18 protein-coding genes and 1 pseudogene are annotated in these 25,194 nt (G+C 53.1%); 14 read left to right on the top strand and 5 right to left on the bottom strand.

What is annotated here, in order from left to right:
- Positions 1–42: 42 nt before the first annotated feature.
- Both ACR0AH_RS08460 and ACR0AH_RS08455 read left to right on the top strand, forming a co-directional pair.
- Entirely contained in the window at positions 43–1,431 is a 1,389-nt protein-coding gene (locus ACR0AH_RS08460; RefSeq protein WP_480591343.1) for a glycosyltransferase family 2 protein, read from the top strand.
- Positions 1,432–1,490: 59 nt separating this feature from the next.
- Positions 1,491–1,718 (top strand): annotated as a pseudogene (locus tag ACR0AH_RS08455) (transposase); the annotation flags it as partial.
- 390 nt (positions 1,719–2,108) lie between these two features.
- Here the strand turns inward: ACR0AH_RS08455 and ACR0AH_RS08450 are convergent.
- Complete coding sequence (locus tag ACR0AH_RS08450; RefSeq protein WP_170732801.1) at positions 2,109–3,119, bottom strand: LacI family DNA-binding transcriptional regulator; 1,011 nt, start codon at positions 3,117–3,119, stop codon at positions 2,109–2,111.
- 248 nt (positions 3,120–3,367) lie between these two features.
- On the opposite strand from ACR0AH_RS08450, the gene ACR0AH_RS08445 reads away from it, so the two are divergent.
- The 5 genes from ACR0AH_RS08445 (at position 3,368) to ACR0AH_RS08425 (ending at position 9,975) form a co-directional block, all read left to right on the top strand.
- On the top strand, positions 3,368–5,560 hold the full coding sequence (locus tag ACR0AH_RS08445; RefSeq protein ID WP_480439018.1) for a DUF1989 domain-containing protein: 2,193 nt from the start codon (positions 3,368–3,370) through the stop codon (positions 5,558–5,560).
- A gap of 41 nt (positions 5,561–5,601) precedes the next feature.
- Positions 5,602–6,555 carry an ABC transporter substrate-binding protein gene (locus ACR0AH_RS08440; RefSeq protein ID WP_480591663.1) on the top strand — a complete coding sequence of 318 codons (954 nt, stop codon included), beginning with the start codon at positions 5,602–5,604 and terminating at the stop codon, positions 6,553–6,555.
- Positions 6,556–6,644: 89 nt separating this feature from the next.
- Positions 6,645–7,700: a betaine/proline/choline family ABC transporter ATP-binding protein gene (locus ACR0AH_RS08435; protein ID WP_170635907.1), complete on the top strand. Its 1,056-nt coding sequence runs from the start codon at positions 6,645–6,647 to the stop codon at positions 7,698–7,700.
- Positions 7,697–9,253, top strand: coding sequence for an ABC transporter permease subunit (locus ACR0AH_RS08430; RefSeq protein WP_170635906.1), 1,557 nt, complete (start codon positions 7,697–7,699; stop codon positions 9,251–9,253). The genes ACR0AH_RS08435 and ACR0AH_RS08430 overlap by 4 nt, the downstream gene beginning before the upstream one ends.
- Entirely contained in the window at positions 9,250–9,975 is a 726-nt protein-coding gene (locus tag ACR0AH_RS08425; protein WP_480591339.1) for an alpha/beta fold hydrolase, read from the top strand. The genes ACR0AH_RS08430 and ACR0AH_RS08425 overlap by 4 nt, the downstream gene beginning before the upstream one ends.
- Positions 9,976–10,268: 293 nt before the next feature.
- Here the strand turns inward: ACR0AH_RS08425 and ACR0AH_RS08420 are convergent, their stop codons facing one another.
- The gene (locus tag ACR0AH_RS08420; RefSeq protein WP_170732798.1) at positions 10,269–11,198 is read right to left on the bottom strand and encodes a LysR family transcriptional regulator; all 930 of its coding nucleotides are present in this window, start codon (positions 11,196–11,198) and stop codon (positions 10,269–10,271) included.
- A gap of 94 nt (positions 11,199–11,292) precedes the next feature.
- Between ACR0AH_RS08420 and acdA the strand changes: the two genes are divergently transcribed.
- Positions 11,293–12,510 carry a 3-sulfinopropanoyl-CoA desulfinase gene (gene acdA, locus ACR0AH_RS08415; RefSeq protein ID WP_170732797.1) on the top strand — a complete coding sequence of 406 codons (1,218 nt, stop codon included), beginning with the start codon at positions 11,293–11,295 and terminating at the stop codon, positions 12,508–12,510.
- A gap of 340 nt (positions 12,511–12,850) precedes the next feature.
- Positions 12,851–13,204, top strand: coding sequence for a hypothetical protein (locus ACR0AH_RS08410; RefSeq protein WP_170732796.1), 354 nt, complete (start codon positions 12,851–12,853; stop codon positions 13,202–13,204).
- Between the two features lie 565 nt (positions 13,205–13,769).
- On the opposite strand, the gene ACR0AH_RS08405 is transcribed toward ACR0AH_RS08410, so the two are convergent.
- Entirely contained in the window at positions 13,770–15,434 is a 1,665-nt protein-coding gene (locus tag ACR0AH_RS08405; RefSeq protein WP_480591336.1) for a hypothetical protein, read from the bottom strand.
- A 326-nt stretch (positions 15,435–15,760) separates the two neighbouring features.
- On the opposite strand from ACR0AH_RS08405, the gene ACR0AH_RS08400 reads away from it, so the two are divergent.
- The 5 genes from ACR0AH_RS08400 to nadC all read left to right on the top strand — a co-directional run bounded on the left by ACR0AH_RS08400 (position 15,761) and on the right by nadC (position 23,034).
- Positions 15,761–17,824 carry an alkyl/aryl-sulfatase gene (locus ACR0AH_RS08400; protein ID WP_480591333.1) on the top strand — a complete coding sequence of 688 codons (2,064 nt, stop codon included), beginning with the start codon at positions 15,761–15,763 and terminating at the stop codon, positions 17,822–17,824.
- An 865-nt stretch (positions 17,825–18,689) separates the two neighbouring features.
- Positions 18,690–19,571 carry an NUDIX hydrolase gene (locus tag ACR0AH_RS08395; protein ID WP_170561666.1) on the top strand — a complete coding sequence of 294 codons (882 nt, stop codon included), beginning with the start codon at positions 18,690–18,692 and terminating at the stop codon, positions 19,569–19,571.
- A 77-nt stretch (positions 19,572–19,648) separates the two neighbouring features.
- Positions 19,649–20,620, top strand: coding sequence for a quinolinate synthase NadA (nadA, locus tag ACR0AH_RS08390; protein WP_480591330.1), 972 nt, complete (start codon positions 19,649–19,651; stop codon positions 20,618–20,620).
- Positions 20,617–22,155 carry an L-aspartate oxidase gene (locus tag ACR0AH_RS08385; RefSeq protein WP_480591327.1) on the top strand — a complete coding sequence of 513 codons (1,539 nt, stop codon included), beginning with the start codon at positions 20,617–20,619 and terminating at the stop codon, positions 22,153–22,155. The genes nadA and ACR0AH_RS08385 overlap by 4 nt, the downstream gene beginning before the upstream one ends.
- Positions 22,156–22,167: 12 nt before the next feature.
- A complete protein-coding gene (gene nadC, locus ACR0AH_RS08380; protein WP_480591324.1) occupies positions 22,168–23,034 on the top strand; it encodes a carboxylating nicotinate-nucleotide diphosphorylase in 867 nt (288 codons plus the stop codon).
- Between the two features lie 274 nt (positions 23,035–23,308).
- On the opposite strand, the gene ACR0AH_RS08375 is transcribed toward nadC, so the two are convergent.
- Positions 23,309–23,968 carry a sulfotransferase gene (locus tag ACR0AH_RS08375; protein ID WP_480591321.1) on the bottom strand — a complete coding sequence of 220 codons (660 nt, stop codon included), beginning with the start codon at positions 23,966–23,968 and terminating at the stop codon, positions 23,309–23,311.
- 12 nt (positions 23,969–23,980) lie between these two features.
- Positions 23,981–25,039 carry a glycosyltransferase family 2 protein gene (locus tag ACR0AH_RS08370; protein ID WP_480591318.1) on the bottom strand — a complete coding sequence of 353 codons (1,059 nt, stop codon included), beginning with the start codon at positions 25,037–25,039 and terminating at the stop codon, positions 23,981–23,983.
- Between the last annotated feature and the right edge of the window lie 155 nt (positions 25,040–25,194).

The following is a 25,194-nucleotide window of genomic DNA, read 5'->3' as shown; positions in this document are numbered from 1 at the left end:
AGTGCGATTGCTAATGAGCGACCGCGGTTCATGCTTTTGGCCATGCCAGGGCTAGCAGAGAACCTCGCCACGGAAGTCTCTGTTGGTCGAGTCCACGAAGTTTTGGGGCAATTGGCGGCCGACATCCTGATTTTGACTGATCTTGATTCAGGATCTGATCGCGCCAGAATTTGGGCCACACAATTTGGTGCCGATGCGATAGTTGACCGGATTGACTGGCCAGATGATCTGACTGCGCAGCCTCCTGCATTCTCTACCCTGACCTCTTCTGCAAAAAAAGAATCCACTCCAAAAGAAGTGTTGCCATTTGCCCGTCGCTTCTTGCCGCGCAATGACCTGACCAGTTTTGACGAAAGTCAACCCATGGGTGACACGGTGCCGGTGGACCTCAGGCCGCCAGAGGGTACCAGCGGCACGGTGCTGATCGGTTGCATGAAAAACGAAGGCCCTTTCCTATTGGAATGGATTGCATACCACCAATCGATCGGGGTGCATCACTTTGTTATCTATACCAATGGCTGCGAGGATGGCACGAATCTGATGCTGGATGCGCTGGCCAAAACCGGTCTGGTCACGCATGTCGACAACAACAAATGGAAGGGCAATTCCCCGCAACAGTGGGCTCTGAACCAGTCTGCAAAGCTCAAGGTGGTCAAACGTGCTGATTGGGTTATCCATATTGATGTGGATGAGTTTATCAACATCCGCTTTGGTAACGGGACACTGCCGGAACTTTATAAGCGCCTGCCCGACGGAGTTAGCAATATTGCCATGACCTGGCGGCAATTTGGGTCGGCTGGGATAAAGACCTACGAAGACAGGCCGGTCCTGGCGCAATTTGACCGATGCGCTCCGTCATATCTGCCCAAACCGCATACCGCTTGGGGCTTCAAGACCGCCACCAGGAATATTCGTGCCTATCGTAAACTAAGCTGTCACCGGCCAAATAAGCTGAAAGAAGCAAAAGCCGAACAGGTGCTATGGGTCAATGGATCGGGTCAGGATATCACGCACAAAGTGGCAAAGAATGGCTGGAGGTCCGATATCAAGACCATCGGTTATGAACTGGTCCAGCTAAACCACTACGCACTAAGATCTGCGCAGTCTTTCTTGGTCAAGCGTCAACGCGGACGAGCCCTGCATGTGGATCGCACTGTCGGGCGCAACTATTGGATACGGATGGATTGGAACCAGTATCAGGACGTTACTATCCAACGCAACCTGGCCAGATTGTCAGTGGCGATGGAAGCGTTGCTAGCCATTCCCCAGATTGCGCGGCTACACGAAAAAGCTGTTGCCTGGCACCAGGCTAAGATTGAGTTTTTGATGGATGAGCCCGAGTTTCGCAACCTTTATGACGAGATCACCAGCATCGAACTTGGGGCTTCGGAACGGATCCGCGCCATCATAGATGCGGATATGCATAGCTGACAATGGAATACCCCATTTGATTTGAACCACCGTTATGATTGAAAAGCGGAGGATCGAGAATTTCGATCAAGAGACACGAGGCAGAGGAAATAGATCAGAAACTGCGACAAGTTGATGTGCTTGTTGGTTAGGGAATGATGCGTGCAGATGTGATCTGCGAGGTTCGCATAACGGAACAAACCTACTACCTGTGGCGTAAGCAATATGGTGGGATGGGAGCCGATTAACGAAAGGAACTCAAGCGTTTGCAGAAGGAGAATGAGCTTCTGCAAAAGGCCGTTTCTGACTGACGACAAGCCCTTTGTTCCAAACTGGCAAAGTGCGCGAATGGCAGGTAAGTGTAGCGTTTCTATGACTGACCATCCGATCCACCATGTCCGCCCACACCGTCAAGCCGGCGTTGACAAGGGACTATATCACGAGTTTCTGTGTCGCCTCTGAAGTCTGCTACGAACCCAAAGCAACCGTCGATTTGGCGTCTATTCTTTTCGAGTTCGGCCCGTCGCGAACCTAATAATCCAGGCGCTCAATGCCAGGTAATGAATGGCGGTTGATCGGACAAAGCCTTCTTTCACTGGAAGTAGCCCAATGGCAGTCATATGTTCATTGCGTCAGCTTTTAGATGAAAAACACACATTTTACACCGCTTCAGTCTATTTTCAGTACAAGAAGCCAATCTATGCCAACTTTCGTGTGGAGTTCCTCACAATCAGTTCAGCCTGAAGAAGTTTCGATTTAGGAACGGCTTGGTTTTCCAACCACTCAACTATCGCTGTGGCAGTGGCTTCACCCATCCGTGTGACGGGCAAATGCACGGTCGTGATTTCAGGAAAGGTGCAGGATGAAGAGGGCAGATCGTCGATGCCAACAATTGACATTTCATGAGGCACTTTTACCCGCTTTCTTTGCAATTCAAAAAGAGAGCCCATCGCCAAGACATCGGAAAAACAGAGAATAGCAGAAAAGGCCGTGTCCCCTGCAAGAAGATTCTGAGTTGCGACGCAGCCACCTTTTATTGAAATTTCCGTTTCGTACATTTGCAGGGTGTGGTTCACATCCGGATTCTTCAAACCATCAAGCCGTGCCAGCGTCCTATCGTTGTTTTTTGTTGGCCCGTGAATCACGGCAATATTTCTATGCCCAGCAGACAGAAGAAAATTGAGAGCGGTGCAAGAAGCGCCGGCGTTATCATAACCGATGGTCGGAAAATGGTGGTCCCTTTCATAGTAGGAGGTGGCGATCACAGGGAGGCGTGTCCGTTCGATGATCTTTTCGAAGTCTTGACTGTGTGTGATGCCGGAAACAATCAGTGCTTCTGCACCAATATCAACCAGACCTTGCGCTTTATTCGTTTCAACGTCCGGGTCGCCATTTGTAGTTGCGACTACGAGTGACAAACCATTTAGTGCCAAACCTTTTTCAAGAGCAGCTAGAAATTTTGAGAATATTGCATTGTCCAGAGTTGGAACCATGGCCCCAACGACTCGGGTTCTCCCGGAATTGATCGCACGGGCTGCAGCACTTGGTACAAAATGCAGCTTCGAAATAACATCAAGCACACGGTGGCGCGTGTCTTCAGACACGGTTTTCGGAGAATTCAGTACGCGCGACACCGTCGCAACGGAAACATCTGCTGCCTTGGCAACATCCCGAAGGTTCGCGCGCTTCTTATATTTCTGCTCGGTCAATTCCTTTGAATTCCTTGGATATCCTCGATCTCGCGACAGTTACCTTGACACATGTAACTAGTTTCATCAAGATTATGTAACTAGTTACAATAAGCGACTCACTTTGGAATACGATGCGCGATTATTCGATACTACATGAGTTCAGCAATAGCGGTTACATGACGCCTGGACGCTTTTACCCAGGGTTTCAGAAGCCGTCGCACGGAAAAACATATACGCTAGGTCCGCGCGAAATACTGAATGTTATCATGCGACCAGGTGATCTTCTGTCGGTGACAGGCAATTGGCCTAAAAACCAACTGCAAGTCATTGCTTTTGACGAAGTGGGCGGAGATGCGCTTGTGTCGCTAGCGCTTATTAAAGCAGGAGTTTTGGATTTCTCCAAAGTAGATGGCGAAAAACTGATCAATTGGATTGCAGCTCAGGGAGGTAAACCAGAATCCGAGATTGGTATCGCTTACCTTCCTGAAAATGATGATCTGATCGTTCTAAAAGCCAGTGCTACAATTTCAGCTTGGATCATGCGGGCTATGGATCGTGATCAACTGGCAACCGGGTCCAGAGGTGGATCAGTCAGTATCTCTCATCAAATGGCAAATGCCAGTAGTTCGATATTGCCCGAACCCCTGGGTGATGTGCGAAAGGAATTCACCGTAAAGCGCGGCACTGGATTGTCATATGAAGTTAAGCAAGGCGAAATAGTCCAAATCATTGATGTCGAGGGCCAACAATGCTCGGACTTTATCGCAATGCGAGCAGATAAACTCGAAAAAGGTGAAGAATGGCTGATCGACAGTACTGCAACTCGGTCTTTGGTCCGGCGCGCTTATCCTGGCCCTGGTATGCTCGACAAGTTTTTCGATAGTGACATGAACCCGCTTCTAAATGTCGTTCATGACACTTGCGGACGACACGATACTTACGGGTTGGCTTGCACCGCACGGGGATACGCTGAGCGAGGTTTTCCAGGCCATGTCAACTGTTCTGACAACATTTCTGAAACACTGGCGCAATATGGAGTTAGACGCCGCGCGGCCTGGCCTGCAGTTAATTTCTTCTGGAATACTTGGATTGATCATAATTCCCACGAACTGCTGGTAGATGAAAGCTATTCGCGCCCAGGCGATTACGTCGCAATGCGGGCAATGGAAGACTTGGTATGCGCTTCCACGGCGTGCCCAGACGACATTGACCCGATAAATGGCTGGAATCCCACAGATGTGCACGTGCGGATCTACCGTCCAGATACTCCAATCCGCCGTGCGGTCGCTTATCGCGAAAAGGAAGATGCCCCCATGTCCATAAGTCAGGAATCGGCCTTTCACGAGCGTCTGGAGCCGCTGACCCAACATTTTGCGCCTGCGCGGGACATGTGGGCACCTGTTAGCTTTCCGTCATATGGTACATTGGGCGAATATTGGGCCTGCAGAGAAGCAGTAACTTTGCAGGATATGAGTGGGTTGCGTAAATTCGACATCATTGGGCCAGACGCTGAGAAACTGTTGCAGCTGGCAACCACGCGCAATGTCGCCAAACTGCCGGAGTGGCGGGGTACTTACACGCTGATGTGTGACGATACCGGCGCGGTAATAGATGACGGTACGTTGTTCCGACTCGCAAATGACCTGTTCCGCTGGTGTTGTGGCGCCGAGGAGAGCGGTCGGGCATTGCAGTCATTGGCGGAGGAACGCGGGTTCCAAGTGCGTATCCATGATCTGCGGAATTCGCTACCAAACCTGGCTTTGCAAGGGCCGAAGTCCCGAGAGGTTTTGCGCAAAATCGTTTTCACACAACCACATGTGCCCTCCCTTGATCAGCTCAAATGGTTTGGCTGTACTGTTGCCCGATTAAATGGTCGCGAAGGGGCACCTTTTATGCTGTCCCGCTCTGGCTACACTGGGGAACTCGGGTACGAGATTTTCTGTTCAAAGGCCGATGCCGTAGCCATTTGGGACGCAATCATGGAAGCAGGTGAAGGTTTCGGGATCACCCCTATGGGATCAGCCGCGCTGGAGATCATCCGGATCGAAGCGGGCCTAGCAGCTGCAAATGCTGAATTTGCGCCAGGCGTCGACGCGTTCGAGGCCGGCCTGGGATTTGCTGTTGATCTGACCAAGGCCGAATTCACCGGCAAGGCAGCATTGGAGCGTAATCGGCAGAGTCCGCGGCAGGTTCTCAAGGGATTACTTTTGGAAACTGACGATATTCCCATGCATGGAGATGCGGTATTTGCAAAAGAAAGACAGGTCGGGGTGATTACCTCTGCAACCAAGTCTCCTTTGCTTGAGCACGGTATCGCGATCGCACGCCTTTCGGTGGAACACTCGAAAACTGAAAATAGGCTGGAAATCGGGCAGCTTGACGGGCGCATGAAACGCCTTGGTGCGAAAGTCACAGAAATTCCATTCATAGACCCGCAACGAAAGCGGGCGCGCGCATAAGAATTCAACTTACCAGCAGGAGAGTTACTATGAATATAAGCATGAAATCCCTGACAGTGTCAGTCTCGCTGGGCCTCTTGGCCCTGCCCGCCGCTGCGGCTGAAAAGGTAAAAATCGGAGTCCCATCCTGGACTGGTGCTCAGGCAATCGCACATCTTCTAGGCGCGGTTGTCGAGATGAGGATCGGAGGCACAGTCGAGTATGTACCCGGCAATAACGCTACGATTTTCCAGGCGATGGACCAAGGTAAGGGCGACATCGATGTTCACCCTGATGTTTGGCTACCTAATCAACAAAGTTTTACTCAAAAATACGTAGATGACGCGGGAACGGTCACCTTGTCGTCCAACCCTTACGAAGGTAATCAAGGTTTCTGTGTATCCAAGGACTTTGGTGAAGCGAACAACATCACCGATATTGCCGATCTGGGTCGTCCTGATGTTGCCGCACTGATGGATAGCGACGGCAATGGCCGTGGTGAAATGTGGATCGGTGCTCCAGGCTGGGCTTCAGCAAATGTAAACGAAGTCAAGGTGCGCGACTACGGCTTGTTGGACTTTATCGAACCGGTCCGTGCCGAAGAAAGCGTTAAAACAGCGCGTATCAAGGATAGCATCGCCAAGGGCGAGGGCTATGCATTCTATTGCTATAAACCTCATGCAGTTTGGTACATGTTTGACGTGGAAATGCTGTCGGAGCCCACATTTGACCCCGAAAAATATGTGATGGTGCAGCCGTCGGATGATCCCGATTGGTATGAAAAGTCGACAGTTGCCACCAAGGACGCGCTTAAGAACGTGCAGATCGCATGGTCCAACTCGCTGGTTGACCGTTCGCCGGCTATTGCTGAGTTTTTTGCCAACTTTAAGTTAACAGCTGATGATGTTTCAGCCTTTGCCTTCGAAATCAGCGCCAATGGCCGCGACCCGGCGGACGTAGCAAGAGAATGGGTCGAAGCGAACCCCGAGCGTGTGGATGGTTGGCTGGGTCTTTGAACCCAACCTGAAGAAATGACCATGGTGGCAGTTCCATTTCGCTGCCACCCTGAGCCAACTAGGCCCATTCCGAGGCCGCTGGGGGACGCATGGGTGACGATACAGTTATTAAAATATCGAATGTCTGGAAGATTTTTGGAGCGAAACCCGAAGTCGCATTGCAGGCAATCCGTGAGCGTGGGCTGAGCAAAGCTGAGGTACTAGCTGAATTCAACTGTGTTGTCGGCGTGGCTGATGTCAGCCTGTCTGTGAACCGCGGTGAGATATTCTGTATCATGGGCCTGTCTGGCAGCGGCAAGTCCACGTTGGTGCGCCACTTCAATCGGCTTCTGGAACCTACCGGTGGCAAGATAGAGATCGAAGGAACCGACGTTATGGCACTGGGGCCGCAAGAGCTTCAGCAGTTCCGTAACAACAAAATCGGTATGGTGTTTCAGAACTTCGCTCTAATGCCGCACCGTTCGGTTTTGGACAACGTCGCCTTACCGCTGGAAATCAGACAAGTTAGCAAAAATGAACGTATGCGGCAGGCCGCCGCGATTCTGGACATTGTCGAGTTGGGGGCCTGGGGGTCAAAATTCGCGCACGAGTTGTCCGGTGGAATGCAGCAGCGCGTGGGCTTGGCGCGCGCATTGGCTGCGAACCCGGATGTGCTGTTGATGGATGAGCCGTTCTCGGCGCTCGATCCGCTCATTCGACGACAATTGCAGGATGAATTTATTCGGCTCAGTAAGATTTTGAAGAAGACTACCATCTTCATTACGCACGATCTGGACGAAGCGGTGCGCATCGGTAATCGAATTGCAATCATGCGCGATGGCAAAGTGGTTCAGATCGGCACTGCCGAAGACATCGTTATGAACCCTGCCGACGATTACGTGGCAGACTTCGTAGCGGGTATCTCGCGCCTCAAAGTGGTGCGCGCGCACGCAGTGATGCAACCAATTTCAGACTATGTAGCCACCCATGGCCCGTTGGACGCAGATGCACCGCGCGTCAATGAGGCGGAAAATCTTAGCACTCTGATCAATTTGGCGATTGACCACAACAGCGCCATCCTGGTGGAGGACGGCGGCAGGGATGTGGGTTTGATTACCCGCGCCGATTTGCTGCGCACAGTAATCGAGGGGACGGAAGTATCATGAGCACATCCGACGCGAACCCTGATGGCGTAAACCCGCTGGAAGATACCGAAAGCGAAGCTGCTCTGGCCTATGCTGAAGAACGGCGCGAGAACATTCGCACATTTGTACGTACTAACCCCGATTATTACATCAAAAACTTTGACAAGATCGGCGCGTCCGCTCGCTTTACGGCGACCTTCAATCTGATGGCCGGGATTTTCGGTCCAATCTGGTTCGGAGCGCGTGGCTTGTGGTCTTGGGCACTCCCATTCCTAATCATCGAAACACTCGCCTATGTGCAGATTGCCCGCGGTCTTTTTGGAGACCTCGCAGCCGACGCGATGGCTCGTATCGCTTCAATTGAAGGAACATTGGAGTTGCGTCGTCAGCAATTGGCTGCTGCGATCGAAGCAAATTCCGACAAGATTGATGTCTACCAGCGTACTGTCGAATCTCTTGAGGCCAATATCGGCGGTATACGAGCCGAAGCCGAAGCATTGGCCGCCCAAGGCCCCGCGATCATATTGTCGGGCCTTATTATTCTGTTGGTCATAAAAGCGGTGCAGTCGGTTGTGGCAAACTGGGCGCTTGAGGCACGGTTTTCAGAATGGATTTCGGATCGTTCGATCCGTTCAGCTATGCCTGTTTCTGAGATCGTGTTCAGCACAATTTTCATGGCGTTAATCGTAACAGCGGCAATGTTGCACTACAGCTTCCCCGGGCGTTTTTCATTGCTCAGTCACTTTCCAACAGATCCCGATATCCGTTTGACCGGCATCACTTGGGTGGAAGACTTCATCGCGTTTTGCGTCCGCAACAGTGAAGCTTTTTTTGATGGGCTGACGATCGGTATCCGTGCACTGCTCGATGCCTTAGAGGTCATCCTTGTCCAGACACCTTGGATCGTAATTGCATGTCTGATCATACTGCTAACTTGGCTAACTGCCGGTATCAGCACGGCTATCTACTCAGGGGCGTTCCTGGCCTATATGGGTCTTTTGGGCTTTTGGGAGGCGGCAATGACGACACTGGCATTGCTAGGCACCGCAGCTTGTCTATCAATCGTTATAGGCATACCACTTGGTATGTTCGCTGCACGACGCCCGCGTTTTTATGCTTTCATCCAACCAATTATGGATTTCATGCAAACCATGCCTGCGTTTGTCTTCATGGTGCCTGTGATCGCGTTCTTTGGCGTTGGCAAGCCTGCAGCCGTTATTGTCACTATGATTTTCGGCGGTACTCCTGTTGTGCGCCTGACCGTACTGGGCCTGCGCGGTGTACCTGAAAGCGTGCGCGAAGCGGCAATCAGTTTTGGTGCAAACAAATGGTATTTGCTCACTAAGGTCGATCTGCCCCTGGCAAGCCCCTCGATCCGGGCAGGAATCAACCAGACCATCATGCTCTCGCTCGCCATGGTCGTGGTGGCTTCGCTGATTGGTGCCAAGGGTCTGGGCGAGGATGTACTTGAGGCGCTGCAATACGCCAATGTCGGACAGGGAATTCTGGCAGGCTTTGCCATCCTGTTCTGCGCCATGATACTTGATCGCATTGTGCAGGGACAGCGAAAGTGACGCCGCTTGTCCTGGTCCATGGTTTCATGGGTGGAAGCGCGCAGTGGGCACCACAACAGCGCGCGCTTTCAAAATCCCAAAAGCTGATCACGATAGATTTGCCTGGGTTCGGACAGAATGCAGACTTGCCTAGCATCGAAACGATCGGTGGGTTTGCTAATTGGGTTCTGGACCATTTATTTCACCTCGGCGTCGAACACTTCAACCTCTTGGGACATTCGATGGGCGGAATGATAGCGCAGGAAATGATACACCGCGCCCCACAACGCATAGATCAATTGATCCTCTACTCCACCGGTGCGGTCGGCATCCTGCCCGACCGTTTCGAGACAATCGAGGAAAGCAAACGGCGTGCCCAAACCGAGGGTTTCCAGGAAACAGCTCGCCGCATCGCTGCGACATGGTTCTTGGATGGCCGGTCTGCTGAAGCTTACTCAGACTGCGCTGAGATTGCAGCGCAATGTACACCGGATGCCATGCTCAAGGGGCTGGACGCAATGCGCGCTTGGCGCGCCGATGATTATCTCTCTGCCATCAAAGCTAACTCTCTGGTGATCTGGGGTGACATGGACCGCACGTATTCGTGGACACAGACCAAACAACTTTGGACGTCGATCAATCAGGCTGAGCTTTCCGTCGTTCCCGGCTGCGCCCACGCGGTACATCTGGAAAAACCCGATATCTTCAATGTTGTGCTGTCGGATTTCTTACGCCGGACTTAAAAAGATGCTTGTGCTGATAGCGTTGCTGATTTTAGCGTCTCTGCGGCGTAGAAGATATTGCACACCCGATCTTAAATGGCCGCTATATCAAATTGGAGGAGTTGCCATCGCAGATGCAGCGAATGACCGATACTAAGGGCCAAATCGCAGCAATGGCAACCATAGGTAAATGGTAATAACGGGCCGTTAATGTGTGAACCCAATTGAGGGCTTCAAGATCGGAAGCCGGTTCTATTTGGGCACTCGTCCAAACTGACCGGACACGCAACGGAGATCACGTGTGCGTTTCAAGATCATAGTCGATCAAGCCGAAGCCGCGAGTGTGGGAGAGGTGTGTCTTGTTCGCTCGCAGCGGCGGCCTCGCCCGTCGAGAATAGCGAGGCAAGCATCGCCTCACTTCCAGCCAGCGCACCCTTGCGTACGGTCGCAAGGACAAGTTTCCGAGCCGACGATTGTGGAAGACAAATACTTTTGACGTAGTCAGACCGATACCGCAAAACATCGGGGACAGGCAGAAGCGTAAAACCCAACCCTGCCGAAACACACTCCATAATCGCTTCAAGGTTATCAAGGACAATGGTTTCGGAACCCTTTGGTCTTTTGTGCTTAAGCATCTCTCCAGCAATGAGTTTTCCGATCCCGGTGTCGGGCATAAAGTGAAAGAAGGGCTGCGCATTCAATAAACCCGCGAGGCCGTCTTTCAGCAATTTCTCATGGGCTGCAAAGGCAAAGGGTTCCTCTCGAAGCACCTTTTCCGCAAGCGTGTCGGGAACACCTTCTGCATCTGTAAGAAGGGCGGCATCAAGCTGACCGCTTACAACCTTTTCTTGTAGAACCTTGGACAGGCCGGTTTCGAATGAGAAGGTCGCTTGCGGTGCTTGACGTTTTGCGTTGTTCAGGAAGTTCGGCAGCAAGCGAACGGCAGCAGTTGTGACAAATCCTATTCGGAAATGCCCAACAAGCGTGTCCGTCGGGCGACAGATTTTGAGAAGGCTGTCTTCGTGCTGCAGGAGCGGGATCGATGCCTCGACGACGCTCCGGCCGATTGGCGTAAGTCGCGGTGGTCGTACGGTGCGGTCAAAGAGGTCGACGCCAAGCTCCACCTCAAGCGCCTTCATCTGCATTGAAAGTGCAGACAATGTCATGTTTTGCTGCTCGGCCGCTTTCGCAAAGGAGCCGACATTCGAGACCCGTATGAGGGTTCTGAGAGAACGTGTCTGCATAACTTAAGGTATATTGGATTAGATATCCAATTTTATTCGATTGTGTTGTATTACTGCAAGCGTATTCTGTTAAAAACAGAGACGAGGGACACGCATGCCGCATCCGCTTGTGAACGTTGCGAAAGAACTGGCCCCAGAATTTGAGAAACGTGCCGCAGATTGGGACAGATCGCGCAGGTATTGCTGGCTGAATGTTGGTGAATTGGCCGATGCTGGCATCATGGGTATGACCATTCCAAAGAAATATGGTGGGCAGGGCGCGAGTTTTCTGGATGTCACCATGGTGGTCGAAGAGATCGCGAAAGCCTGCACCCTGACCGCCCGCATCGTTGTCGAGAGCAACATGGGCGGCATCAGTGCGGTCATGGGGTACGGCAATGATGAGCAGAAGGCTTTTTGTGCTCAGCATGTCCTGGCAGGAGATAAGCCCGCGATCTGCATAACCGAACCAGACTCGGGAAGTGCCGCGACCGAATTGCAGACTACCGCGCGGAAACAGGGTCGCACATACATCCTCAACGGGTCCAAGCATTGGATCACTGGTGGAGGGGTCTCGAAGCTGCACCTGATCTTTGCCCGCGTGCTCGATGAGGCAGGCGTCGATCAGGGGATTGGCGGTTTCATTCTGTTTGCCGATCCGATGTCAGGTGATACGCCCAAGGGGTTCACCGTGGTGGGTCGCGAATACACGATGGGCCTTTGCGGTATGCCCGAAGCAGAATTGCGGTTCGAAAATATCGAGATCAACGAGAAATGGCTGGTCAAACCGCCTTCAGGATTGAAGCGTGGCTTTGCCGACCTGATGAACGCTTACAATTCGCAACGCGTCGGTGCGGGAGCAGTTGCTATGGGTGTTGCGGCAGGGGCACTTGAACATGCAAAACGCTACCTCGTTCAACGTGAACAATTCGGGCGCCCGCTTGCAGAATTCCAGGGGCTTCAATGGATGCTGGCCGATATGGACACGAAAGTTCATGCAGCTAGGCTGCTGCTCCATGAAGCGGCACGATCGCGTGGCCCAAACGGCAGTCAGTATCCCGATATGACCATGGCCGCCCGCGCCAAGCTTTTTGCGTCCGAGATGGCTATTAAGGTGGTCAGCGATGCGCTGCAGATGTTCGGCGCGCGCGGCTACAGCGATCGTGAACCTCTGGAGCGGATGTATCGCGATGTGCGCATGTTCACTATCGGCGGCGGGACCGCACAGATTCTCCGGACCCAAATCGCCGGAAATATTCTAGGCATTAAAACACCACAGACGCGGGACGGATATACGCGCCTTGCCGACATGGAGCGTTACGCGGCTGAATAGAAGACCCTGTAAAAATTGAAAAAGACTTTCGGGCCGCCGACTTTCTTGTGCCGCAGCCCTACGCGGCTGCGTGCCGTCACGCCTGCGGCATGCTCGGCCGACGGTTTTTTCGCGTTAAGCTAGTTGCCTAGTTAGCCAACTTAGCTGCGCAAGAAAGGCGCTGTATTCATGCGCCAGAGAAGTTTGCGACTGAGCCAGCGAAACAAATGCAATTTTACGCTGCGTAAAATGGCTGGGCTATTTTTCGACAATCGTAAACTTCCTAAATGAGATTTGCCTAGGCAGGCAAGTTTAGCGCGTACGCCAAGCAATTACTTCGATTCCCGAAAGGAAAGCTGCGATGAAAAAGTTCATTTTTGTTGCTCTCATCAGTCTTACCGCATGCACTCAGTACCCGATGCAGAAGCCACTGATGGTTGACGGAACCAGGAATGCGACCTTCTACACAGATGAGGCTGAATGCCGATTGATGGCCGCGAGTTTCAATCCTGGGCAGCGTAAAATAGATGCTACGTTCGGCGCTATTGATGGCGCGGTTACTGGTTGGGTTGTTGGCGAGAAGGAAGATGTCATCGGAGGTGCGATCGCAGGTGGCATAGTCGGATCTGTGCGCGGCCAGTACAATGACGAAATGGCGCGGCGTCATGTGCTTGTGAACTGCATGCAGGTGCGTGGTCACGGTGTGGTGGGCTAGTAATGGCTGCAGATTACTCAGTGGTTTATCGAACGGGGCCTTGGCCGTGACTCAGAAAAGGGTCCGAACAGAATTCGTAATTTGGGGTAAATTCTGACCAGAGAAGGAGTGCTCTAATGCCGAATAAACGTTTCAGTTGTAACAGTTAAAGAAACCGGCCTGATTGGGTGGGTGAACAGTGTCGCGCAGATCTTCCAAAGACGCGTTTCGATTGCCTTGCATGTTGGCGCATCGAATTGACATATCCCGCCCAGAAGCGCGCTTCTTTCAGGCTACAGGTGATCAACTTCCGCATGTTTAGCACCGATGAGCAAAGTGTTTTGCAATGCCGAAACTACGTAAAAGGCCGTCCCCAAAATGCGCCAACTCTGACAAACCATTCCAGACATGGACCGGCAGCGACCGTTGGCCCGCTTGCGTGAAAGCTAGAAAAATTAACGACGATCTGATGATATAAAGTCAGCCATCTGACGTGGTTTACTTATTGCTGCGTACAAGGGTGATGCGATTCCAGATAACTGTCAAACCCACCGATGAATAGGTGTGCGGAAACTGGATAAGCCGGTCAAGAATCTGACAAACCAGCCTTGTGAAGGCTGGCCAACAGGTTCTCCTTAAAAGTGGCATCAAGTTGCCAAATGGCAAGTATATCCGATGCAACAGATGAAAAATCTGGGCGTAGAACCAACAAGCTGCGTAGGGCCGCCTGGGCCTGTTCCCCATTTCCCAGTTTGCTGTGTAGCGCGGCCTGCCATAGATGGGTCCAGAAGAAACCTGGCATATCGATTTGTTCCAATTGTGCCAGCGCCGCTGCATAGTCGCCCTGGTCGAACTCGTAAAAAACCCGCGGAAACAGATACCACTGAGGATGCACAGGGTTCAGAGCGATTGCCCGGTCTACAATAGCAAGTCCTTTGTCCCATTCGCCACTGAACGCCAGACGCATCCCGTAATGGGCCAGAATGTCGGTGTCATTCGGATTCAGGTCAATCGCCCGTTGCCCGGCCTCGCGGAACCCGGCAAAATCACCGAGCACGAACCGCATATTGGCCATCATCAGATGTCCCGCCGCCAGATTTGGGTCGATCTCGACCGCCCGGCGTGCTGCGGCATCGGCTGCGGCCAGAATCTGTTCGCGATTTCCGCCCAGCCCAAAACGTATCTGTTGCAGATACAGGTTCGACAGCACCGCCCAGGCCTCGGCATAATCCGGAGCCTTCTCAAGCGCGTTCAGGATGCAGGATTTGATTTCAGCATGGCGATCCAGATTGATGGTTACCTGATAGCTGTAATAACCAAGCACACAGTCATAAGCATCGCGATTGTTGGGTGGAATTCTATCGGCATCTCGCATCGCGCCAAGCGTCAGTAGCCCGTATTTCCCGGCCAGTTTACCCATTACATCTCGGATAATGCTGTCCTGTACCGCATAGATTTCCTCGGAGGTATTGCTGACCTCATAGCTTTGCGACCAGATATATCTTCGGTCTTTCAGATCAATGAGGCGTGCGGACAGGCGCAAGGTGTCGCCCCTGTCCATCACATTGCCTTCCAGCGCGAAATCAGCGTTGAATTCTGTACGCAAGCTCGCCGTATCAATCTCGGTTTCACCAGAATGCAGTGTGCTGCCAAGGGGCAAGACCCAGATGTCCCGGAACCGGATCAACTCGGTCGTCAACTGCCGGGTAAGACCATCAGCGAGGTACCCGGGGCCCTCTCCCAGAGTTTCAAAGGGCAGTACAGCCACGACGGGCCCTTTGGGCAAGCTGTGATTTGCCTGTTCCTCAGGCGTCCCTGAACGGGTCAATCCCCAGATTAGCCCAAACAATGCCAGGCCAAAGGCGACAGCCAGTCCAATCCCAGCGCGTCGTCGTCCGCTGAACCCGGCATTTGGCCGGGCGTCAGCAGGTGCCTGATCAGGGCTGGGCAGTGAAGATTTTTCGAACCGCGGCGCGTATCCTCCTTTGGGTATGGTGAGACGTATCGGATCGCCCCGACCGGGCCCGGCATAGTAGGTGTCAATGTCCTGCCTTAGTCGCCGCGCCTCAAGTCGGACAATCGAATCGACCTGCTGGTCGAAGCTTTCGTCGCGGTCAAAGACGGACATGGCAATCGACACGCCTTTGATCTGATCTGAACGACCAGCCAGATATTCCTCGATGATATAGTTCAGAAATGCGCGGCGTTTGGGGCTGGCGGTGAAATCCGGATGCTCCAGGATACGTTTCATCTGTACCCGAATTTCACGCTCGGTAGTATCCACTTCAATATCCCTCTGCCTCGGGAAAACCAAGGAAAACCATTATGTTGGCCTCGTTGATACATGTGTTTTTCGACAGGTGGCAACATGTTTGCACTTCTCGGGAAAAATTCTGCGGATAAGAGGGCCGCACTGCTGGTCGTACAGGCAGGCACCCGGCTTCCAAAAGATCGCGCATCTCGGCACTTCTGGAGGTCAATGCACCGGCGGGACGAATTTCAACCTCGTGGTTCGTCCCGTCAGACCTCCTGCGCTGCGATCTCTTTTGAAGCGTTCATGATAGGAACCGATTATATATGCCACGCCGAACCACCTTACTCTTGACCGTCACCCTTTTGACGCTGACCTCAGGTCTTGCCGTCGCGCAGGATGGTAGTCCTCAGCACTTTGACCCGAAGGGCAAGCTGCCCTCGGATTACTCGATCGAATTCCAGCAAACCCAACGCAATAAACTGCCGTTCGATGACGAGCGTGACTTTGAAGAAAGCCGCAAGGGGCTAATTGCGGTTCCAGAATACCGCCAGATCAAAACCGAGGATGGCACCGTCGCCTGGGACATCGGCAGCTATGACTATCTGCTCGAGGGCAAAGAGTTCGACTCGATCCACCCGTCGTTGCAGCGTCAGGCGATCCTGAACATGAATTTCGGCCTGTACGAGATTCTCGACGACAGCATCTATCAGGTGCGTGGCTTCGATCTGTCCAACATCACTTTTATTCGTGGCGATACCGGCTGGATCATCTTTGACCCGCTGGCCTCCAAGGAAACTGCCGCTGCAGCGCTGAAGCTGCTGAACGACACCGTGGGCGAACTTCCTGTCAAGGCGGTTGTCTATTCGCATTCCCACGCCGACCATTATGGCGGTGTGCGCGGGGTGATCACCGATGAGGACGTGGCAAACGGCGTGGAGGTGATCGCGCCCGAATGTTTCATGGAACATGCGGTTTCCGAAAACGTCTATGCGGGCAACGTGATGAACCGCCGTCTGTTTTTCCAATACGGCGTATTGCTGCCACGCAGCCCGTTCGGTCATGTGGATCAGTCCATCGGCAAGAACATCTCGGCTGGCACCACGGGCCTGATCGAACCGACCCGCTATGTCTCGGACGCGTATGAAGAGATCATCGTAGACGGCGTGCGTATGATCTTCCAGAATACACCGGGTACTGAAGCACCTGCTGAGATGAATACCTATTTCCCCGACCTCAAGGCATTCTGGGCGGCGGAAAACATCACTGGCACAATTCACAACATCTATACCTTGCGTGGCGCACTGGTGCGCGATGCGCTGAGCTGGTCCAAGCATGTCAATGACGCGCTGTACAAGTTTGGGCAGGATGCCGAGTTGATGTTCGCCTCTCACTCTTGGCCCCGTTACGGAAATGAGCGCATTCAGGAAGTGATGCGTGCGCAGCGTGACACTTACGCCAATCTTAACAACGGGGTACTGAATCTGGCCAACAAAGGCGTGACCATTAATCAGATTCACAACGTCTATGACGTGCCGGAAAGCCTGCAGCAGCAATGGGCCGCGCGCAGCTATCATGGCTCGGTCGAGCATAACAGCCGGGCGGTGATCAATCGTTATTTAGGTTATTGGGATGCCAACCCCACCACGCTCACACCTCTTTCGCCAGAAGACAGCGCGCCGCTGTTTGTCGAGATGATGGGCGGCGCCGAGCCAATCCTGTCGAAAGGACAGGAATTGGTGGACATCGGTAAATATCTTGAAGCGACCGAGATTCTAAACAAACTGGTCTACGCCGAGCCACAGAACCAGGCCGCCAAGGACCTGTTGGCCGACGCGTTCGAGCAAATCGGGTATCAGAAGGAAAGCCCTTCGGTCCGCAACTCGTTCCTTGGTGCGGCGTTCGAACTGCGCAACGGTATTCCGCAGGGCGCTACCATCGAGACCACCGGTCCCGATACGATCAAGTCGATGCAGACCACGATGTGGCTCGACTTTCTGGCCATTCGCGTCAATAGCGCCAAAGCCGCCAATATGGAGTTCACCATCAACCTGTCGATCCCCGACCGAGACGAGAACATCGTTGTCGAGATGAGCAATGCCACTCTGACTCATATCGTCGATCAGGTGGCGGAAGACGCCGATCTTTCGATCAGTCTGAGCCGCACGGACCTGGAAAAGGTCATGACCGGTGAGCGCAGATTGACCGAGATGCTCGCTGATGGCACCGCGCAGTCAGTTGGCAACGCCGAGATTGTAGCACAACTGGCCTCGACCCTGGATCAATTCGATTTGGGTTTCGAGTTGATGCCCGGCACCGGTGCGCAGGATTTGACACCACCCGCCAATGATTTTGCCCAGCCCGGGTTGGCAAACTCGAGTGGCGGCTGAGACGGGACCGTCCGATTGAAAGCTGGCTCAGGGTTTTGCTGCCATGGGCCTCTCTCTTTCTGACTATTGGACCGGGAGAAGTTTTCGACCAGTAGTGCTGGTATCGGAGCAGCAGAATGCCCCGCCCGAACGACTGCTGGATTGTTACCGCCGTGCGCGGACTCTTTCATCCGTGGTGTCAATGCGGGATCAGAATCTTCAGCCTAAGAAAGCCAAAGTGCATGACGCAAAAATCAAACTGGGATGTTCTGAAACTTGCAATTTGTGAACATCAGCCAAGATATCAAACTAGCTAGAGGCCCTGATCCGTAGATTTCAATTCACTCCTGGACCCCGTTCCGTACAACGATTCAAAGAACTGGCTGCTTAGCGCCGCGGGTCGGATGGGTATCTTCGAACTGGAGGAAGCTTCACAACCCAACTGTTGAATGTGACGTGGTCAGATCTTAGCTGCGATATGCTATGATCGCTTCCAAATTTCGATAAGACACTGTGTGTCGCAAATCGAAGTATTTAGTGTAATCAATAATGTCTTTGCTGAAACGGCAGCCTTTAAAAAGATCATACGTAAGACCGGTCCGAGAACTACTTTAGCGAAACGAACACCTCAACTGGCTGTTTGGTCAGCCCGAACCCATATCTTGCGACACTTCTCAAGTCGTGAGACGAAACTGTATTCCAGGTTCATTGGACCGAAAGTAGTAACCTGATGTTAGAACAGTGGGACGATTAACTGGGCCAGAAATGCTTGTTCTCTGAAGAAGCACCCGTCACACTGTATTTTTCTTCAAGCCAAGGTACTAAATTTGGGTTAGAACGCACATTCTAACCAACGCTTCGCGACATTCTACAAACAGGAAATTCCTTGCCAAGTGGACTAGCCCCTGCCGAACTGATCGCAATCCTAATCGCCGTGACTGATGATCAGCCGCGTGTCATGACCTTGCGTGGAGGTAACGCGCTACCTTCGGGACCGTTCGAATCTTCACACCGCAGCTTGCAAAGCGGCTTGCGGGCCTGGATTGAGGCGCAGACCGGCCATCCGGTGGGATATCTTGAACAGCTTTACACCTTTGCAGACAAGGATCGCGATCCACGCTCGGGTTATGCCGACAACTCTCAGCGTATCTCGATCAGCTATCTCGGTCTGGTGCGGGAGCAGGATACTACTGGTGCTGGACGTCCGGCATGGCGTAGCTGGTATCAATACTTCCCATGGGAGGATCATCGTGATCGCAGCCCAGAAGAGCTACCGCAAATTATCAAACGTATCTCAGCTTGGGCAGGAAGTGATCCGCTAAAACTGCAGCGTGTGGACTATCTGTTTGGTCTGAATGGGAAGACCTGGAACGAAGAGCTGGTTTTGCAACGTTATGAGCTTATGTACGAAGCAGGGCTTGTTGACACTCCTGAATTCGGTCGTCACATGGAAGCGGACAACCGTCGCATTCTCGCCACCGGCATATCTCGCTTGCGGGCCAAGATAAAATACTCTCCGGTTGTGTTCGAGCTCATGCCCGAAAGCTTCACCTTGCTGCAGTTACAGCGCACAGTCGAAGCGCTGTCTGGTCTACACCTGCACAAACCCAATTTTCGCCGCCAGATTGATCAGCAGGAATTGATTGAAGATACCGGCGAAATGTCCAGCGGCACCGGTGGTCGTCCGGCACGCCTGTTCCGATATCGGCCGGCCATTCTAGAGGCTCGCATGCTGTCGGGCGTCAGATTACCTCTCTCCCGGTCCTGAACCTCGCTTGACATAATCTCGAATCGAGAATAAGCATGGCTCCAATATACTCGATGCGAGTATAAATGGAGAAGCCAATGAAAGATTTTCGCCTTCCAGACCTCTACGACCGGGTAAAGCAGATCATCCCGCAACCCGAATGGATGCTGTTTGAAGATGATCTGGAAGCCATCCTTGATCTCAAGCGTGAGAGGAATGCGGTCATCCTCGCCCACAATTACCAAACGCCGGAGATCTTCCACGGAGTTGCCGATATCGTGGGCGACAGCCTTGCGCTTGCGCGCGAAGCTGTCGAGGTTGATGCCGATGTCATTGTGTTGGCTGGTGTACATTTTATGGCGGAAACTGCCAAGCTGCTGAACCCGGAAAAGACGGTGCTGATCCCAGATTTGGGCGCGGGGTGTTCACTGGCGGATTCCATCACACCCGAGGATATTGCGCTTCTGCGTGAAGCCCATCCCGGCGTTCCAGTGATCACATATGTAAACACTTCGGCAGCGGTGAAGGCGGCATCGGATATCTGCTGCACGTCGGGCAACGCAGTAAAGGTGGTGGAATCCCTCGGGGTGTCGCGCGTGTTGATGATCCCGGACGAGTATCTCGCCAAGAACGTCGCCAAAGAGACCGATGTCGAATTGATCGCATGGCATGGACATTGCGAGGTGCACGAATTGTTTACTCCAGCCGATATACGTGAAATGCGCGAAGCGTGGCCGGGTGTTACGGTCCTGGCCCATCCTGAGTGCCCGCCCGAAGTGGTTGCCGAAGCAGATTTTTCTGGCTCTACCGCAGTCATGTCGGATTTCGTCAGCGACAAAAAACCGACGCGGGTTTGCCTGTTGACCGAATGCTCGATGAGCGACAACGTGGCGCTGAACCATCCTGAGGTGGAATTCGTGCGCCCCTGTAACCTGTGTCCACATATGAAGCGCATTAGTCTGCGCAACATTCGCAACGCATTGGAACTTGGCCATCACGAAGTCACCGTCGATCCGGCCATCGCCGAAGATGCGCGCCGCGCGGTGGAACGGATGCTGGCAGTGAAATGATCGGGCTCGAAGGGCTTCATGGTCGAACTGCCATCATCGGTGGCGGAATCGCCGGGCTGACGGTTGCGCTGGAACTGGCTCCACAACCCGTAGTACTAATCACCCGTGCAGGGCTGGGCCAGGAATGTTCCAGCGCTTGGGCTCAAGGAGGGATTGCCGCCGAACTAGGCGCGGATGGTGATCCTGCGCAACACTTGGTCGATACTTTGCGGGCCGGCGACGGACTGTGCGATGAAACCGTGGCGTCGGCCATTCTCTGCGAAGCGCAAAAGGCGATCACTGTATTAGAGAAACACGGCGCTCGTTTCGATAAAACCGCCGACGGCACATATGCCTTGGGGCGCGAGGCTGCGCATTCCCGCCGCCGAATACTGCATGCAGGCGGCGACCGCACCGGAGCCGAAATCACATCGGTCCTTGCGAGTGCCGTGTTGCAATGCCAGTCGATCACTTGCTTGACCGGAGTCGAAGCCCGGCGGGTGTTGACGCTAGACGGACACGTTACAGGCGTTCATCTGCAAAAAGATGCCCAAGCAGAGGTATTGCGCACATCTCAGGTCGTTATGGCTTCAGGCGGTTGCGGCGGTCTGTTTGGTGCAAGCACCAACCCTTCAGGTAATTTCGGCCAGGGCGTCATGATGGCCGCCCGCGCCGGGGCAGCCTTGCGCGATATGGAATTTGTCCAGTTTCATCCCACAGCGCTGGATGCCAAGCAGACACCTCTGGCACTGGTCAGTGAAGCCGTCCGGGGCGAGGGCGCAATTCTGATCGACCAAACCGGCAAGCGCTTCATGTCGCATATTCCGGAGGCGGAACTGGCCTCGCGCGATGTGGTGGCTCGTGCCGTGCATCAGGTCATATTGGAAGGTGGGCGAGTGTTTCTTGATGCTCGTGCTGCGCTTGGTGCCGAATTTGTCCAGCGGTTCCCTGGCATCCATGCATTGTGCGCAGCAAGCGGAATTGATCCGGCGCGCGATCCCATACCGATACTTCCGGCTGCGCATTACCACATGGGCGGTATCGCCGTTGATGAGTATGGAAGAAGCACTCTGTCAGGCCTTTGGGCCATAGGTGAATGCGCGGCGACTGGCCTGCATGGTGCCAATCGCCTTGCTAGCAATTCACTGCTGGAGGCAGTGGTGATGGGACGCCGTGCCGCAAATGATGTTGCCACGAGTGAATTGCGAAATCTCTCACTTGCTCCTGCGGTGGACGTGCTGCCTAATTCTGATCCAAGCTTTGTCCGGCCTTTGGTTTCAAAATATCTGGGTGTGATCCGTGACCAGACGGGCCTACGTTTTGCCATTTCAAAGTTGTTGCCGATGGTCGAAGCCGAAGTGTGCGCTTCTGACCCGGCACTAGTCGCGCTTTCGATCGCGGTCTTTGCCGATCTGCGCCGTGAATCGCGGGGCGGACATTACCGAAGTGACTTCCCGAATCCTGAGGCGAACGCGCAATCTCTTTTGATGACTCTGACCGAAGTACTTGCTCATGCGAGTTTGACCAGTCAGGAACCCTTTTTGAGGACTGCTTGAGAAATGACTATCATGCCCCTAGCCCCGTTGCCCCGAACGATGCTGGAGCCGGTGATCCGCCGCGCACTTGATGAAGATTTGGGCCTCGCCGGAGATGTCACCTCTTCGGCTGTTATTCCTTCGGACCATGTTTCCGAAGTTGTGGCTTGCGCGCGTCAATCCGGATGTATTTCCGGTCTGGATTGTGCTGAATTGGCTTGTGAGCTGATAGATCCGGCAATCAAAGTAATCCGCCATGTCGAGGATGGTGGGACAGTCGCGCCCGGCGCAGTGATCGCCACTTTCAAAGGGCCGTCGCGCAGTCTGCTAATTGCCGAACGTACGGCGCTCAACGTCTTGGGTCATCTTTCGGGTATTGCAAGTGTGACTGCCGATATGGTTCGCCGCGTCGAAGGCACGCGTGCTGCCATCGTCTGTACCCGAAAAACAACGCCCGGTTTGCGGGCTTTAGAGAAATACGCTGTGCGATCAGGCGGCGGCATGAACCATCGCTACTCCCTAAGTGACGCGGTGCTGATTAAGGACAACCACATCGCCATAGCCGGGGGTATCCGCCCAGCCTTGACTCGGGCCAAAGAGACAGTCGGTCATATGGTCAAGATCGAAATCGAGGTCGACACGCTGGAGCAGCTGGCCGAAGTTCTGAAAATCGGTGTTGATGCGGTGCTTCTGGATAACATGGATCCAAGAACCTTAAGCGAAGCTATAGGCATGATTGATGGTCAAGCCATTGCCGAAGCTTCAGGCGGGATTACCCCAGATAATGTGCGGGCTGTGGCGAACACCGGTGTTAATTTGATTTCTATGGGCTGGATCACCCACAGTGCACACTGCCTCGATATTGGTCTGGATTTTGTACTCTCGCAGCGCCAAGAGTAAGCCAACAGTCACGAAGTTCATTGCCCGAACGATCGAAATCAACGGCCTTTCCAAAAGATTGCCAACGGCAAGAGCATCGCGCACACCATAGGAATCAAGGCAATCAAAAGGTGCGCGGCGGCGCAGCCTGCCCGTTCAGTCTTATCACTCCGTTAGCCAACTAAGCTGGGCAATTTTTAAGTCGCATTCATACGTCAGAGAGTTGGCGACCGAACCTTTCGTTCTCGCCCACACTCGATTTCTTATGCTGCTCAAGTAAGCAAGCCATGACATCTCAATTCGGAGAAACTGCATCGTCGGCGTCATTGCCTCCGGACGTTTTGCCCTCATGGCCGAAGAAAGTCGGATCAGTCTCAAAATCAGGCGCAAGGAACTCGGACATCTGGTCAGGGCTGTCTTTTTCTATATTATATATCAATAATTTATCCGGTTGGTCCTTAAAAAATTCGGGCACCTCCTGATGATGCCGGTCCCATTCTTCTGACCAATGATCAATTACCTGATCAACCGACTCGAAATTCATACCCTTACGATAACGCTCGGCATAAAACCCATTGCCATGGTTTCGGCGACTTGCGATCCACCTGTCTTTGTCTCGAGTGTTCAATATGAAATAGGAATTGGGATAATATGCCGCGAGTTGACGAAAATAACGGCAACCTTCAATCACGCGTGAGCCGCTCACCATCTGCATGTCGGTGTAGCCGACCCAACGGTCAATGCCATTGAGCGGCGCATAGCCATACTTAAGATTGTTAGCGAGCGCGCGGGCCAGATTGCCACGCTTGAAGTGAACCGTCGGAATGCCGTTGTTATCTAGAAAGGCGGAAATCGACCTTGTGCCGCACTTGTTGAAACCGACCTGAAATATCCGCCGCGTACGGCCTGCACGAGTAGACAGATATTCAGGATGGGTTTTTGATGATTGCGGCACGAAGGAAGGCTCCTACTCGGACTCTGCGGCGGCTTTCTGGTTCGCGCGCATGGCAAATGAAATAAGCTGACGGGCCGTATGCTCCGTCAGAGGTGTGGTTTGGCCAGCCATCATCAGGCGAGCAAAAAACGCGCGTTCAGGTTCTGACTCCAAAAGTTCCTTAAATCGCTTGTGCCGCCATTCGCAGGCCTTGTCATGTAGCTTCTTCAGTGTGGCATCTGATTTTAGCTCGGTAACCCGAGCAGCCCGTACCGATTGGTAGCGGGAAATAGAGACGTCCTGATCGCTGTTAAAGTTGTAATCGACCCAATAATCCATGCCGATTTTCTCTTTGAAATGCACCCCACGTCCACGCGCACGTTTGAGCAGAAAGGAGTCCATCGCGCCCAAAGCATAATGGTTAAGCTGAACCCTCATGGTCGTATCTTGCGTATAGTTGGAAAATACCCGCTGGCGGCGATGATCGCCACCAAGCAAACGGCCTGATCCATCATACCAGCGCGCCTCATCCACGCGGGTCTGATCAGGCGAAATTGGCCGATGAATGCCTGGTTTACGGTAAATCCCGTTGTTGCGATAAAGCGTTTTGAACATCGAGGCGCGCCACGGCCAAAGGATGGGTTTGGGGGCGCACGAAGTGAACTGTTGGGTCACCGGCGCATCTTCAAAATAAACGATCCCTGCATTTCCGAATAGCCGCCAGGTGAGCGTGATCGCATCCGCCTCGGGGAGGCTATGGATGAGCGCGTTTAATGAGCCGTCGCCAATATGGATATTTACAAACTCATCAATATCGAGCGCCAGTATCCAGTCTGCTTCTTTCAATAGAGGATGTTTGGCGGCTTGTTTCATAGCCTGCCACTGTACGCTCTTATCGGGCTTGGCTTCATGGCTGACATGAGTGATTTGCCCCATCTCTTCGAGTCGGTGCAACATCAGATCGGTGCCATCCGCGCAATCATTCGAGAAGATCAGAAAATCAGTGAAACCAACCATCTGATGATGGGCGAGCCATTCCAACAGGAACGCGCCTTCATCTTTGAGCGTCAGGATCGCTAGCTTTCGTGTCATTCTATTCCTTTGATCCGACGCTTCAGTCTGGTGATCCGCCAGACCGCATGTCATGTGGTGCTCATTGAGAATAACGGTTTTGCAGATGTTCTGAACTGCGAATTTCGCGTAGGAACGAAAAAAGTACGGCGCGGCATCATGTTGCCAACTTGGGT

The sequence above is a fragment of the Ruegeria sp. AM5 genome, assembly GCF_056540645.1.
Note: the sequence above shows the minus strand (reverse complement) of the source record. Positions and strands in the feature narration are given on the sequence as shown.